14 protein-coding genes are annotated in these 14,058 nt (G+C 46.9%); 5 read left to right on the top strand and 9 right to left on the bottom strand.

The window, feature by feature from the left end:
- Positions 1 to 33: 33 nt before the first annotated feature.
- The 3 genes from GLV81_RS11875 to GLV81_RS11865 all read right to left on the bottom strand — a co-directional run bounded on the left by GLV81_RS11875 (position 34) and on the right by GLV81_RS11865 (position 4,325).
- Entirely contained in the window at positions 34 to 1,581 is a 1,548-nt protein-coding gene (locus GLV81_RS11875) for a YifB family Mg chelatase-like AAA ATPase (protein WP_157479056.1), read from the bottom strand.
- A gap of 65 nt (positions 1,582 to 1,646) precedes the next feature.
- Positions 1,647 to 2,963 carry a MutS-related protein gene (locus GLV81_RS11870; RefSeq protein WP_157479055.1) on the bottom strand — a complete coding sequence of 439 codons (1,317 nt, stop codon included), beginning with the start codon at positions 2,961 to 2,963 and terminating at the stop codon, positions 1,647 to 1,649.
- Between the two features lie 27 nt (positions 2,964 to 2,990).
- A complete protein-coding gene (locus GLV81_RS11865) occupies positions 2,991 to 4,325 on the bottom strand; it encodes a dihydroorotase (RefSeq protein ID WP_157479054.1) in 1,335 nt (444 codons plus the stop codon).
- Between the two features lie 63 nt (positions 4,326 to 4,388).
- Between GLV81_RS11865 and GLV81_RS11860 the strand changes: the two genes are divergently transcribed.
- The 4 genes from GLV81_RS11860 to GLV81_RS11845 all read left to right on the top strand — a co-directional run bounded on the left by GLV81_RS11860 (position 4,389) and on the right by GLV81_RS11845 (position 8,573).
- Positions 4,389 to 6,059 carry a capsule assembly Wzi family protein gene (locus GLV81_RS11860; RefSeq protein ID WP_157479053.1) on the top strand — a complete coding sequence of 557 codons (1,671 nt, stop codon included), beginning with the start codon at positions 4,389 to 4,391 and terminating at the stop codon, positions 6,057 to 6,059.
- Positions 6,060 to 6,079: 20 nt separating this feature from the next.
- Complete coding sequence (locus GLV81_RS11855) at positions 6,080 to 6,415, top strand: hypothetical protein (protein ID WP_157479052.1); 336 nt, start codon at positions 6,080 to 6,082, stop codon at positions 6,413 to 6,415.
- On the top strand, positions 6,396 to 7,787 hold the full coding sequence (locus tag GLV81_RS11850; protein WP_157479051.1) for a hypothetical protein: 1,392 nt from the start codon (positions 6,396 to 6,398) through the stop codon (positions 7,785 to 7,787). The genes GLV81_RS11855 and GLV81_RS11850 overlap by 20 nt, the downstream gene beginning before the upstream one ends.
- Before the next feature lie 84 nt (positions 7,788 to 7,871).
- Positions 7,872 to 8,573 (top strand): acyl carrier protein, encoded by a 702-nt coding sequence (locus GLV81_RS11845; protein ID WP_157479050.1) that lies wholly within the window; start codon positions 7,872 to 7,874, stop codon positions 8,571 to 8,573.
- Here the strand turns inward: GLV81_RS11845 and GLV81_RS11840 are convergent.
- The 6 genes from GLV81_RS11840 to GLV81_RS11815 form a co-directional block, all read right to left on the bottom strand.
- A complete protein-coding gene (locus GLV81_RS11840) occupies positions 8,570 to 9,082 on the bottom strand; it encodes a hypothetical protein (RefSeq protein WP_157479049.1) in 513 nt (170 codons plus the stop codon). The genes GLV81_RS11845 and GLV81_RS11840 overlap by 4 nt on opposite strands.
- Positions 9,083 to 9,428: 346 nt before the next feature.
- Complete coding sequence (locus GLV81_RS11835) at positions 9,429 to 9,971, bottom strand: hypothetical protein (protein ID WP_157479048.1); 543 nt, start codon at positions 9,969 to 9,971, stop codon at positions 9,429 to 9,431.
- Positions 9,972 to 9,993: 22 nt separating this feature from the next.
- Positions 9,994 to 10,707: a type IX secretion/gliding motility protein PorT/SprT gene (gene porT, locus GLV81_RS11830; protein ID WP_197428264.1), complete on the bottom strand. Its 714-nt coding sequence runs from the start codon at positions 10,705 to 10,707 to the stop codon at positions 9,994 to 9,996.
- Positions 10,689 to 11,432 (bottom strand): bifunctional demethylmenaquinone methyltransferase/2-methoxy-6-polyprenyl-1,4-benzoquinol methylase UbiE, encoded by a 744-nt coding sequence (gene ubiE / locus GLV81_RS11825; protein WP_157479046.1) that lies wholly within the window; start codon positions 11,430 to 11,432, stop codon positions 10,689 to 10,691. Before ubiE ends, porT begins: the two co-directional genes overlap by 19 nt.
- A gap of 112 nt (positions 11,433 to 11,544) precedes the next feature.
- Positions 11,545 to 12,153: a 7-carboxy-7-deazaguanine synthase QueE gene (locus tag GLV81_RS11820; RefSeq protein ID WP_246185961.1), complete on the bottom strand. Its 609-nt coding sequence runs from the start codon at positions 12,151 to 12,153 to the stop codon at positions 11,545 to 11,547.
- A gap of 58 nt (positions 12,154 to 12,211) precedes the next feature.
- The gene (locus tag GLV81_RS11815; RefSeq protein ID WP_343030568.1) at positions 12,212 to 13,156 is read right to left on the bottom strand and encodes a bifunctional 5,10-methylenetetrahydrofolate dehydrogenase/5,10-methenyltetrahydrofolate cyclohydrolase; all 945 of its coding nucleotides are present in this window, start codon (positions 13,154 to 13,156) and stop codon (positions 12,212 to 12,214) included.
- 41 nt (positions 13,157 to 13,197) lie between these two features.
- Between GLV81_RS11815 and GLV81_RS11810 the strand changes: the two genes are divergently transcribed.
- Complete coding sequence (locus tag GLV81_RS11810) at positions 13,198 to 14,055, top strand: hypothetical protein (RefSeq protein WP_157479045.1); 858 nt, start codon at positions 13,198 to 13,200, stop codon at positions 14,053 to 14,055.
- Positions 14,056 to 14,058 lie beyond the last annotated feature (3 nt).

Here is a 14,058-nt window from a genome sequence, read left to right as displayed (position 1 = left end):
CACATTAGCAAATTGGCACATTAGCTAATTGCCTTACCCCGCCCATCCTTCTCTGTCCAAGCTGCGGTATTGAATGGCTTCTGCCACATGCTCGGGCCGAATGTCTGCGCTACCGGCCAGGTCGGCTATGGTTCGACTTACTTTTAAAATCCGGTCGTAGGCACGGGCACTCAGGTTCAGTTTTTCCATGGCAATCTTCAGCAGGTTGGCGCTGATGTTGTTCAACGTACAATGCTGGTGTAGCAAAGTGGTATTGATTTGAGCATTGCAGTAAATGCCTTCGTTTTCCTTATAACGTTCCGATTGGATGTCTCTCGCCTTCATCACACGTTCACGTATTTGTGCACTGTTTTCTGCAGTACTGGCGGCAGAGAGTTCGCTGAAAGGAACGGGCGTTACTTCTACATGCAAATCGATGCGGTCGAGTAGTGGGCCACTGATTTTGTTGAGGTATTTCTGCACGGCACCCGGAGGACAGCTGCATTCTTTTTCGGGGTGGTTGTAGTAGCCGCATGGACATGGGTTCATGCTTGCCACTAGCATAAATGAAGCCGGAAAATCCAGCGCCACTTTTGCCCGGCTGATAGTCACCCTTCGTTCTTCCATCGGCTGCCGCATCACTTCCAAGGCCGAGCGTTTGAACTCGGGCAGTTCATCCAAAAACAACACGCCATTGTGGGCCAGCGAAATTTCACCGGGCTGTGGGTTGCCACCACCACCGACTAAGGCTGCGTCACTCACCGTGTGGTGTGGGCTTCTAAAAGGCCGCTTGCTAATCAGCGTTGCATTTTCTGGGAGCTTGCCTGCCACACTGTGAATCTTTGTGGTTTCTAAAGCCTCTTGCAACGTGAGTGGCGGCAGTATGGTAGGCAGGCGTTTGGCCAGCATCGTTTTGCCTGCACCGGGCGGGCCTATCAGAATGGCATTGTGGCCACCGGCTGCGGCAATCTCCAATGCACGTTTGATGTTTTCTTGTCCTTTTACATCGGTAAAGTCAACATCGAAATGGTATTGCGAATGGTAAAATTCATCCCGTGTATCTACCACCGTGGCAGGGATGGTATTCACGCCTTCGAGTAAGTCTACCACTTCGTTGATGTGCTGCACACCATACACTTCCACATTGTTGACGATGGCGGCTTCACGGGCATTTTGTTTGGGCACAATCAAACCTTTGTAACCTTCTTTTCTGGCTTGTATGGCCATGGGCAAAGCACCTTTGATGGGACGTACTTCACCATCCAAACTCAGTTCGCCCATAATGATGTAATCTTTGAAAGCATCGCTGTTTTGCAACTGTTCCGTTGCGCCCAGCAAACCAATGGCCATGGGTAAATCGAAAGCGGTGCCACTCTTGCGGATATCGGCCGGTGCCATATTTACCACCACACGGGTGCGGGGCATTTTGTACCCGTTGCTTTTAATGGCGCTTTCCACCCGCTGCATGCTTTCTTTTACGGCATTGTCGGGCAGGCCCACAATAATAGAGCCGGGGTTACCCTGATTGTTCACATCCACTTCGAGCACAATGGTAACGGCGTGTACACCCATTACAGCGCTGCCATAGGTTTTTACTAGCATGCACTAAAAATAACGAAAGCCAGTTATGCAACCGCTGCGTGGTTTTACGGTTTTTTGTGAAAGACTTACAACCGCTCAATCATCTCCACCACACCTTCCCGTTTGAGAATGAGGTAGCCGAGGCGGTCGTTACTGATGCCTTCTTTGAGTTGGTAGCTGAACTTTAATTCTTCGTCCGTTACCTGTGTTTCGAAATAGCGGAAAGCAATGTTGGGATAGGGGCGTAGTTCATCACCAATTTCGTACAAGTGTGTGCTGAGCACAAACAAAGAGTTCTTGATTTTGAGCAGACCTTTGATTACGGTAGTGCTGCAACGCATGGCATCCTGCACGTTGGTGCCCTTGAACAATTCATCAATCAGCACCAGCCACTTGCTGTTGTCGTTGATGCGGGTAATGGTGTTTTTGATGCGTTGCACTTCATTGAAGAAATAGCTTTCGCCTTTTACAATATTGTCACTCACCTGAATATTGCTGAGGATACCATCGAATATCGACAGCTGCATTTGTGTAGCAGGAACTGCCATGCCAATATGTGCCAAGTAAGCCGCCACACCTACCGCTTTGATGAAGGTACTTTTACCAGCCATGTTGGCACCGGTCAGGAAAATGAAATTCGTTTCCTGATTCAATTCCAAATCGTAAGCGGTAGGATGTTCGAGCAAAATATGACGCAGTCCTTTCGCAGTGATAGAAGGCGCAGGCGCTGGTTGAATATCGGGGAAAGTGAGTTGATGAACCTGTATGGCTTTGGCCAATGAGAGATAGGCTTCCAGACGGCCATGCATATCAATCAAATCATTGATTTGGTTTTTGAAATGATACAACAGGTAGTAGCCATAATGCAGGTGTTGCACGGCACTCAATTGTTGTTTGTTGGTTACAGCTATAAGCGCTTTGATTTCTTCACGGGCCATCATGAGTTGGATGCGGCTGAGCATGCCACTCAACAGGGCTGGTGTTTTTTGTGCATCAAACATGCCAATGAACTGCTGCATGCCTTGCAAAAAATCAATGGCATGACCAACCGAGTAGCGAATGATGGCATAGTCGGGACCGTGAATGAGTTTGTACAACAAAGCATTGGCCGCATTGGTGGGGAAAGGAATTTTATCAATCTGTGATTGATAAAATTTATCGAGCACCATGATGGTACCATTAGTGATACCGCTGGGCCATTTGTCCTGGTTTTGCAGCATCAGTTTCAGCAGGTCCTGTGTTTCCTGAATCGGCTTCACATCACTAAAAGGATGATTGAGCAAATAGGCCAACCATTGTGCCCCGCCGGAGGTTTGCGTAAAGTTGAGGGTGTTGAAAACCGATTGCTCTTCTTCAGCATGAAAAATGGCAAGGTCTCGCAGCGATGTCTGATCAATATTCATAAGCAGGGTAGGTAAGCAGCCAACAAGTTAACGGTTAAAGCGCAGTCGCATACCCAACTGAGATGCATTGAGTTCTCCATTTGCATACGCCAAGTGGCCATTTACAAAAGTGTGGCTAATACTGGCGGGCAATGTTTCGCCTTCCAGCGGGCTCCAGCCACATTTGTACAAAATATTTTCCTTGCTTACGGTGGTGCTTTGCTGCAGGTTTACCAATACCAAATCGGCATAGTAGCCTTCGCGGATATAACCCCGTTGATCAATGTCGAACATGTCGGCCACGTTGTGGCTCATTTTCTGCACCACTTTTTCGATGCTGATGCGGCCTTCCTGCACATACTTCATCATCATGAGCACAGAGTGCTGCACCAGCGGCAGGCCTGCATGTGCATGAGCATAGGGTGGTTCTTTTTCGCTGAGCAAATGCGGCGCATGGTCGGTGGCAATTACATCCAGGCGGTCATCGTTCAAGGCTTCCCACAATGCCGCTTTGTTATCGGCAGATTTGATAGCCGGGTTGCATTTGATTTGATAGCCGAGACGGTCATAATCGTCGGCGGTAAAATGGAGGTGATGCACACACACTTCACTGGTGATGCGCTTTTCGCTGAGCGGCAGCATATTGGTAAACAGCTGCAACTCACGGGCCGTGCTGATGTGTAAAATGTGCAGTCGGGTGTTGTGTTTTTTGGCCAGCTGAATGGCAGAAAAACTACTTTCAAAACAGGCTTCTACATCACGGATGACGGGGTGATGCTGCGGCGTCAACTCCACACCCTGCAAAGCATGCAGGTTGCGTTTGATGACTTTTTCATCTTCGCAATGCGTGGCAATTAATACTTCTGCTTCTCTGAAAATTTTATCCAATGTCAGATAGTTGTCTACCAGCATGTTGCCGGTAGAAGCACCCATGAATATTTTGATGCCGCACACATCTTTTTTGCGGTCGTTGGTTTTCAACACTTCATCGGCATTGCTGTTGCTGGTGCCCATGAAGAATGAATAATTGGCCAGCGACGATTGAGCAGCAATCTGGTATTTGTCTTCCAGCAGCTCATGTGTGAGTGCATTGGGCACGGTGTTGGGCATTTCCATAAAACTGGTCACACCACCGGCTACGGCTGCACGGCTTTCGGTGAAAATATTGGCCTTGTGCGTAAGACCGGGTTCCCGAAAATGCACCTGGTCATCAATGGCACCGGGCAACAGGTGCAGGCCTTCGGCATTTATTTCCACCACCGCTTCTGTGCAGTTGATTTGTGGCGCTATTTTCTCAATGCGTCCGTTTTTTATTAACAGGTCTGAGAAAAATGTGCGGCCTTCGTTGACGATGCAGGCGTTTTTGATGAGGTAATTTTGCATACTTTGTTTATTCATTCATTCTAATACAACTGCATGCAAATTAGGAATTCCCTGCTTGTTGCTGTGCTTCTGTTCGCAACATTGTATGCTTCTGCACAAACCACGTATTTCCCGTTGTGGTCGAAAGAGAACTGGACGCTTGAAAGACTGGAAATAAAACTGCAGCGCAACAACGATTTGAACCTGGGTACGGTGAAGCCGCTGATGCGGGGCACGTATGTTCGGGTAGCGGATTCTATCCGTTTACAACTGGATGCGCAAGCCGCGGGTTTTAGTGCAGTTGACCTGTACAATCTCAACCGGCTGCAAGCCAACAGCAGCGAGTATTCATCTTATCCTGCCACTGCTTGGAAGAGTAAGAAGCCTTTGGGTAAAGGCTTTTTTGAAACACCCGGCAATATGCTGGAGGTAAATCAAAAAGGGTTTTACATGAGCATTAATCCTGCTATTAGTGTGCAGCAAAGCATGGAAAAAGATTACGATGAATCCATTCACTTTCGGGCGTTTGGTGCCAGTGGTCGTGGATTGATTGGCAATAAAGTGGCGTTTCATTTTCAGGCCACGGCCAACAATGAAAATGGCCCGATACAGTTTCGTCGTTTTGTGGCTACCAACAACGCTGTGCCTGGTGCAGGCCGCTACAATGTAGCCAGCGGCAACAATGCTTACAGCTATTTCGATTTTCGGGGCAGCCTGGCTACCAACGTAACGAAATACATCAATGTACAGCTGGGCTATGATAGAAATTTCATTGGCAATGGTTACCGTAGTTTAATGCTGAGTGACTTCAGCGGACAATCGTTGTTTGTAAAACTGAATACCCGCATATGGAAGCTCAACTATACCAACCTGTTCATGCAATTGTCGCCTACTCCGTTTGAGGCCAGCAACGACCGCATGAATAAAAAGTATGCCGCCATGCACCACCTGAGTTTGAATGCTACCAAGTGGTTGAATATTGGCTTTTTTGAATCCATCATTTTTGGGCGGCCCAACCGTTATGATTTTGCCTACATGCTACCGGTTATTTTTTACCGCAGCATAGAGCAGCAAAATGGTAGCCCCGATAATGCAAACATTGGTTTTGATTTCAAGGCCAACGTGGCTAAGAAAGCACAACTCTACGGACAGTTAATGCTGGATGAATTTGTAAAAGATGAAGTGATTGGCAACAAACGCAACTGGTGGGGCAATAAGCAGGGCTTTCAGCTGGGGGCCAAATATGTTGATGCGTTTGGCATCAACAATTTGGATGTGCAGGCAGAAATGAACCAGATACGGCCGTTCATGTATCAGTTCAGAGATACGACAGGGTCGTATGCGCATTACAATCAACCGCTGGCGCATCCGATGGGAGCCAACCTGCGGGAGTTCATTGGTATTGTTCGTTATCAGCCTACCAACAAGTTGTACTTTTTTGCCAGGGTAAATTATTGGAAGCAAGGCCTCGATAGTGCCGGTTACAACTTTGGCTACAATCCAAATACGTTATACAGTTCTACCGGGCAGGGTGGTTTGCGTTTGCGCAGCGATAATTATCCCTTATTTACCGGCATGCCGGCCACAGGTTTGAATGCTGCCATCACTGCCAGCTATGAGCTGAAAGAAAACCTGTTTGTAGAAGCACAGGCGCAGTACCGCAGCTACAAAGAAACCAACAAAGACAAGCTGAACACAACGCTGCTCACCATTGGATTGCGTTGGAATATGTTTAGAAAAGATTACGATTATTAACGCCGTTGAAACCTCTGCATATGTTGCGAAATATTTGGGCTGCATTATTGATTCTGATAACGACCAACGCAGTTGCGCAAACTACTTATGTGCCATTGTGGGCAAAAGAAGGTTGGCTGCTCGACCGCATGGAAATAAAGGCCGGCACCAACAATGCGCTGAACCTGAGCACAGTAAAACCATACATGCGAAAGGCTTATGTGGCAGTGGCCGATTCTGTGCGGCAACTGCTGCTGCAAAATCAAAATCCATGGCAACTGTCTGCGGTAGATCAATACAATCTAGACCGTTTTCAGGCTAACAACAGTGAGTACAAGCCGATACACAACAGCCGATATGCCTTCATGGAAAAGTAAGCAGCCGTTCTTAGGTTTTTTGTGGCCCACCAAAGGCAATATGATTGAGGTAAGTAACAAAGATTTTTACTTGTCTATCAATCCTGCTATCAATCAACAGCAGAGCGTTGAAACCGATTTTGATAAGCGGGTGTTTGTAAACAGCAAGGGCGTGATAGCCCGTGGCTTGATTGCACAAAAAATCGGCTTTCATTTTTTCCTGACAGACAATCAGGAGCAGGGGCCGTTGCAGTTTCGTCGTTTTGTAGATACAATGGGAGCTGTACCTGGTGCAGGTTATTGGAAGTACTTCAAAACCAACAGGGGCGTGGATTATTTCGATGCAAGAGGCAGTGTAAGCTGGAATGTAAGCCGTTACATTAACATGCAGTTTGGCTACGACCAACAGTTTATTGGCAATGGCTACCGCAGTTTGTTGCTCAGCAATGTTGCACCGCCTTCATTGTTCCTGAAATTCAATACACGCATCGGCAAATTCAATTACACCAATCTTTTTTCAGAAGTCTTTCCCGCACAGCAATTGCGCACCGACCGCCTGTACGACCGCAAATATATGGCCACGCATCACCTTAGCGTAAATGTGCTTCCGTGGTTGAATGTGGGGGTATTTGAAAGCATGGTGTTTGGTGAGAAAAATGCTTTCAAAGCATCGTATTTACAACCGGTTATTTTGCTCAATACATTGGTGGGAAGAAAAGATGGCGAGAACAATGCCAACGTGGGCCTTGACTTCAAAGCCAATGTGCTGAAAAAAGTACAGCTGTACGGCCAGTATTTGTTTGACAACCTGGATGGTAGCGATGGCAAAACCGGCAGCGACTGGTGGGGCAACCGCCATGCTTTTCAACTCGGTGGCAAATATGTAGATGTATTGGGCATCAGCAATCTCGACTTGCAATTGGAGTGCAATCAAATCCGTCCATTTACTTATAGCGGCGGCGACAGTGTAACAGCGTACAGCAACTATCGTCAGCCGCTGGCGCATCCGATGGGGGCCAATCTTCGTGAAGTGGTGGGCATTGTTCGCTATCAACCACTGCGCAAATTGTACCTGCAAGCAAGGGCCAGCTACTGGCAGCAAGGCCTCGATAGTGCCGGTTATAGCTTCGGCAGCAATGTAAACAGGTTAAACACATTGAGCACAGCTGGTGGTAGCCGTTTGCGGGAGGGTAATTATCCCATGCTGAGTGGCATTGGCAGCAAAGGCGTACTTGGTTCCTTTACCGCATCTTACGAGTTGAAAGAAAATTTGTTTCTCGATGCCAACCTGATGTACCGCATTTTTGATACCGATGTACAAGCCAAACAAACCACAACTGTTGCTGGCATAGGTATCCGCTGGAATATGTTCCGGAGAGAATATGATTATTGACGAAGGCTGAATGCAGAACGCTGAAGGCAAAGGGTAGAAGGGAGGGACATTCTTTATCAACAAAGTACCAAACACACCTGCTTAATGGGATTGGATTCTGTAGAAATTATCATGGAAATTGAGCAAACCTTCGGGATTGCTATTCCAGATGCAGAAGCTGAAAAAATCATTACTGTTGGAGATTTGTTACAAGTCGTTCAAAGCAAATTGCAGCATCAATCTGTTGACGGCTGCTTGCACCAAATTGTATTCTTCAGGTTGCGCAAAGCATTGAAAGAACAGCTTTTTTCTGAAGCTCATATTTCATTGGAAACGGATCTCAATGCACTGATGCCAAAAGCGGGCAGGAGACTTGCTTATGAGCAATTGAAAGCAACAACGAGATTTGAATTGCCCGCATTACAATTGCCAAACCCATACAAATCTTGGTTTCGGTATGCAGTTTTGGCTACGCTACTTTTCAATGCAGCGCTGTTAGCTATTTGGATTTTTAGTGATGACAGTAAGTATCAAAGTTGGTATTACACAGGCATTGGTGTAATTCTTTTCATGCTTGTGTTGAACGTATTGATAACAACTTTTAAAACTTGTATTCCTGCAAAAAGTATACGCCTGTTTGTACAGGATATAATTCAATTGAATAGCGGCATGCTCATACAATCGCATGGCATCAATCAACAGGCAGTTACAGAAATCGTTTATACGATTTTGATGGATAAAATTGGCTGCTCAAAAGAAGAGCTTGCGCCGGAAGCCAAATTAGTAGATGATTTGGGTATCAATTAATGCAGCTTAAAAGACCCCAATATTTTACCCGCTTTTTCTTTGTAAGCATTGAATTGGCTTTGCTCTGCTGTAAATGTGAGTACATATGTGTAGTCGGCAGTGCTGATGTAACGTTGTTCAAATTGCAGCAAGAAACCGTTCATGCTGGCTGTATATACGAGCTTATGGTATGGCTGTCCTTTAGTAGTTGATACGGTTTTGTTTTCAACAATAGCTATATCACCAAAATACTGTTTCAGTTGCTCAAGCGACATACGAACATATTCTTCCAGCGTTACATCCACACCATTGGTGGGTTCCATTACCACATTCAGGTTTTCACCAAACTTGTCGGTTTCTGATTGCAAGGGAAAGAAAGCGATAAAGTCTGCCATAGAGGTGCCGGCAGTATCTATGCGCATAGATTTGTCTACAGCAATGCCATAAGTTGACCGCTTGATGGTGATTGTTTCCTGGGCTGCAACAACTGCCGTTACGCTGCACAGCAGCAAAGCCATCCAAAATTTCATAGGAAAAAATTTGAGCAATGAATTATTGCTCCAAATGTAGGGTGAAGAAGACCATTCGAGAATGCAATTGATCAAACTCGGTTGAAAGAATTCTTTTTCTCGATGCCAACCTGATGTGCCGCATTTTTGACACCGATGTACAAGCCAAACAAACAACTATTGTTGCTGGCATTGGTATCCGGTGGAATATGTTCCGGAGAGAGTATGATTTTAATGAAGGCGGAAGGCAGAAAGCTTAAGGCAAATCAGAAGAAGAATGTGCAGCTTGCAGTAGGCCATTTGCAAGGGTGGAACTTGATTTAAATGATTCGAAACTCTCTTCTCAGAGGTACAGTGTTAAACCATTTCATTCCTCTAAAGTTAAAAATTTTGGATTTTCGTTCAGCTTAATTGAATCCAATATTTTCCTAGCCTTTTCCTTGTAATTGTTGAATTGATTTTGCTCTGCTGTAAATGTAATCACAATGACAGCGTTGGTTGTTTGGATATAGCGTTGCTCAAACTGAAGTTCGAATTTGTTGAGAGAGGCAGTATAAACTAGTTCAATATAATGTTGACCGTTTGGCGACTTTAATTCTTTGCTTTCGTTCATGATAATGTCGCTGAATCTGCTTTTCATATATATGGCAGATGCACGTACATATTCTTTTAAACTAAGACCCCGACCACTGACAGAGTCAATCATCACATTGATGTTTTCACTAAATCTGTCGGCCACAGATTTTAACGGAAAGCGTACAATCAAATCAGTATTTGATGCACCTGTCGAATCGATATCCAAGTTCGCATCTACCATCATGCTGTAGGTGTTGCGCTGGATGACAACATTTTCCTGCGACATACAAACAGAATTACTACTGCAGAGCAGTAAGGCCATCCAGAATTTCATAGTAGAGCGTTGAGCAAATGAATTATTGCTCCAAATGTATAGTGAAGAAGACCATGCGGGAACGCAATTGATCAAACACGCTGGAATATTTCAGCGCAGCATCTCTTGCATGAATATTGCTGAGGCCGTTGCTGAATTTTATTTCCGGCGAAACCGTTACAAAGGGCAGGTAAAAATTGAAGCCGATACCTACTTCAGCACCAAAATCATTCTTTTTCAGTTTTACCAAATCATCCGCATTTCTGGTTTTGGCATTGCTGGCCAAATCAATATCGTATTTCACACCGGCCAGCACATACACTTTAAAATTGTTGATGCGGTCGGAGTTGAACTTGAGGTGAAACGGAAACGTAGCAATATTGCTTTGAATGATTTTGGTTTGAACCGGTTCTTCGAACAACTGGCGGCTGCCTAATGTGTACGTAAAAGAGCGGTCGAGGCCGAGAATGAGGCCGGGATTGGCCCGTACTTCAAAACGTTTGCTGAGGCGGGCTGTCGCTATCAAACGCAGTGAGTAGCCCGGACTGCGGTTGGGTTCGGCTGTCAGGATGCTGTCGTTTTGCAAAAATATTGCGTGCTTGCTGGGGTGCAGGTACGAAGAAGCGTACCCTAGACTCAGGCCAAAATAAAACGGATCATTCTCCCGTTCGAGCCGGTGCAGGGTTTTCAAATTTTGTGCCTGCACAGTACTCAGGGCTAGTAAGCCGGCTACAACAATCAGGACTTGCTTCCGCAATAAATAGTACATATTCCTAAGCTCAGCGGTTTTTTGTAAGTGCTTACATAACCGCATTTTTTCATGATCTCTACAAATTGGTTGCCTTCGGGAAATGCCTGAATGCTATCATTCAGGTATTTGTAAGCGGCTTTGTTGCCGGCAATGAAACCACCTGCACCGGGTGCAACCGTTTTTGTGTACAGGTTGTACAATCCTTTCACACCGGGCAAGCTGGGCTTACTAAATTCGAGTATCACCACTTTGCCACCCGGCTTCAGCACCCGCAGCATTTCGCTGAGGCCTTTTTCCAAATGGGCAAAATTGCGTACCCCGAAAGCTACCGTAATGGCATCAAACGATGCATCAGGAAAATTTATTGCCTCGCTGTCGCCATTGAACAGCTGTATGCTGTTGCTCAACTGGCGGTCAGCAATTTTTTTACGACCCAATTCGAGCATGCCATCACTAATGTCGATGCCGGTAACCTGCTGCAAACTGGGCAACATGTTTTTGGCCATCAGCGCCACATCGGCAGTGCCCGTGGCTACATCCAGCAGGGTAGCAGGTTGCAGGCCAGCCAATTGTTTGATGGCTTTTTTGCGCCAGCCGACATCAATACCTGCACTCAAAAAGCGGTTGAGAAAATCGTAGCGGTGAGCAATCTGGTTGAACATATCTGCTACCTGCTCTTTCTTGCTGCCTTCTTTGCCTTCAAATGGTTTTATACTATCGTGTTCGTACATAGCTGTTTTGTTGTTGCGTTCCTATGCTCCTTAATGTGCAGTTTTCAGTCCCCCATTCCCTAATTAACTAATTAACCAATCAACTAATCACCCAATTAACCAACCCACTTCCTCACGGTACCCCAATGTATTTATGTGTTTGTAAACTCAGTTGCCACTGCGGATGCTGCTGAATGTACTCAACAATCAGCGGCGTCATTTCGTTGCGTTTTTCCCACTCGGGTTGTAAATACAATTTGCAATGCGCAGGCACCATGGCGGCGTGTTTTTCAGCCCAGTCAAAATCAGTTTTATTAAACACCACCACTTTCAGTTCGTGGGCTGCGGCCAGTACTTCGGGCAGGGGCGCTTTAAACTTTTTGGGCGAAACACAAATCCAGTCGACCTGGCCGCTGAGTGGCGATGAGCCAGAGGTTTCGATGTTGATGCTGAAGCCGGCTTCATGCAAAGCCGCGGTTAGTGCATCGAGGTTGTGCATGAGCGGTTCGCCGCCGGTAATCACCGCCATGCGTCCGGGAAAGGAAGCGGCAGCACTTACAATGTCGGTTATGGATTGTTGTGGATGTTTGCTGGCATCCCAGCTGTCCTTTACATCGCACCATACGCAGCCTACATCGCAGCCGCCCAGGCGAATAAAATAGGCTGCCCTGCCAGTATGGTAGCCTTCGCCCTGCAGGGTGTAAAAGGCTTCCATTACGGGAAGTGTAGCTGTTTGATTCAAGTATTGTTGGTTCAACGTATTTGCTTTGGAAATCCCTGAATGAAACAGGCACTAAAAATTAACGACGATCGGAGGCAGCCAGTGTGTTCATCATGAGGGCACCAATGGTCATGAGACCTACGCCACCGGGTACGGGTGTAATCCAACTGCTCTTGGGGGCCACGCTGTCAAAGTCTACATCACCCTTAATGGCAAAACCTTTCTTTTTGCTGGCATCGGGCACACGGGTAATGCCCACGTCGATGATGACAGCTCCTTCCTTTACCATATCGCCGGTGAGGAAGCCGGGCCTGCCCAGTGCTGCTACAATGATGTCGGCCTGCAAAGTCAGTTCTTTCAGGTTGGCGGTTTTGCTGTGGCAAACGGTAACGGTGCAGTTGCCATAGGGGTGCTGGCTGCTCAGCAAAATGCTCATAGGGCGACCCACAATATTGCTGCGGCCAATGACAACGGCATGCTTGCCGCTGGTAGGTATGTTGTATTGCTCCAGCATAAGCGTGATGCCGTATGGCGTGGCCGGAATAAAACTTTCCAGGCCTTGCACCAGCCGGCCTACACTTACGGGGTGAAATCCGTCTACGTCTTTGTTGGGGTGGATGGTTTCAATCACTTTGGCTTCGGAAATGTGTTTGGGTAGTGGCAGTTGTACCAAAATGCCGTCCACATCATCGTTGGCATTGAGGGCTTCTATCTGCTCCAGTAAAGCGGCTTCGGTTGTGTCGCTGTCCATTCTGATGAGCGTTGAAGCAAAGCCCAACTCTTCGCAGGTTTTTACCTTGCTGGCTACGTAGGTTTCGCTGGCACCATCGGTACCTACCAAAATGGCCGCCAGATGCGGTGCTTTTTTGCCCTGTTGCAGCCGTTCGGCTACCAATGATTTTACTTTTTCCTTGATAGCAGCCGAGGCTACTTTTCCATCCAATAATTGCATGCCGCAAAGATAAGGAACTGCCTGCGGCCTTTGGGAAATGGGCTGGCGGCTGTTTACATTTTGGTAATCCATAGCAATCAATCATTAATACCTATTTTCACGGGTAAACAACTGTGTGTGAGATTTTTTTCGCCCTGTTCCTGCTAACCCTGGGAAAAACTGTACATGCTCAATCCATTGCCCTGCCGGCCTCAGCCCGGTATTTGGGCGTATTTGCCTACAGCGATAAGCAGGCCGATATCTTTTCGAGCCGTGTAAACCCTGCGGCTTTGGCAGCATTGCCACAATCGTCGGCGGGGGCGTATGCAGAGCGGCGTTTTATGCTGCAAGAATTGAATCTGTTCAATGGCGCTGTAGGACTCAACACCGGCTCCGGCAATTTTGGGGTGCATGCTTCCTACTTTGGCTTTGCGCAGCAAAACCAATCGCAGCTGTCGCTGAGCTATGGCAGAAGAATTACCAAGTCGGTGGATATCGGTGCCTCATTTCACTACCTGCAACTCAGCCAATCAGGCATCTATGGCAATGCCAATGCCCTCACCGGTAGTGTGGGCATGCTGTTTCACCTTGCCAACCGGGTACATATTGGGGTGAATGCCTACAACCCCATACGAGCAGCGTGGAGCAAAGACGAACAAGAACGCATCCCCAGCCGCTACAGCATGGGTGCCGGTATTGATGTGTCGGATAAATTGTTTACCGGTGTAGAAATTATCAAAGAAGAAAACCAACCGGTGGATGTGCAGGCGGCTATTCATTATGCATTTCTGCCTCAGTTTTTTGTGCGGGGCGGGGTAGCTACGCAAACGTCCAACTACTTTGCTGCAGTCGGTTTTCAGTTGCCCGCTTTTCGCATCGATATTTCAGGCAGCTATCACCAACAGTTGGGCTGGAGCCCCGGCATTTTGTTGCTGGCAAAATTTGGTAAAAACAAATCGGCCGAAAGCGCCATCAATCCGAAAGCGTTATAGTGT

Origin of the sequence: Phnomibacter ginsenosidimutans, from assembly GCF_009740285.1 — a bacterium.
GTDB classification, from domain to species: domain Bacteria; phylum Bacteroidota; class Bacteroidia; order Chitinophagales; family Chitinophagaceae; genus Phnomibacter; species Phnomibacter ginsenosidimutans.
Note: the sequence above shows the minus strand (reverse complement) of the source record. Positions and strands in the feature narration are given on the sequence as shown.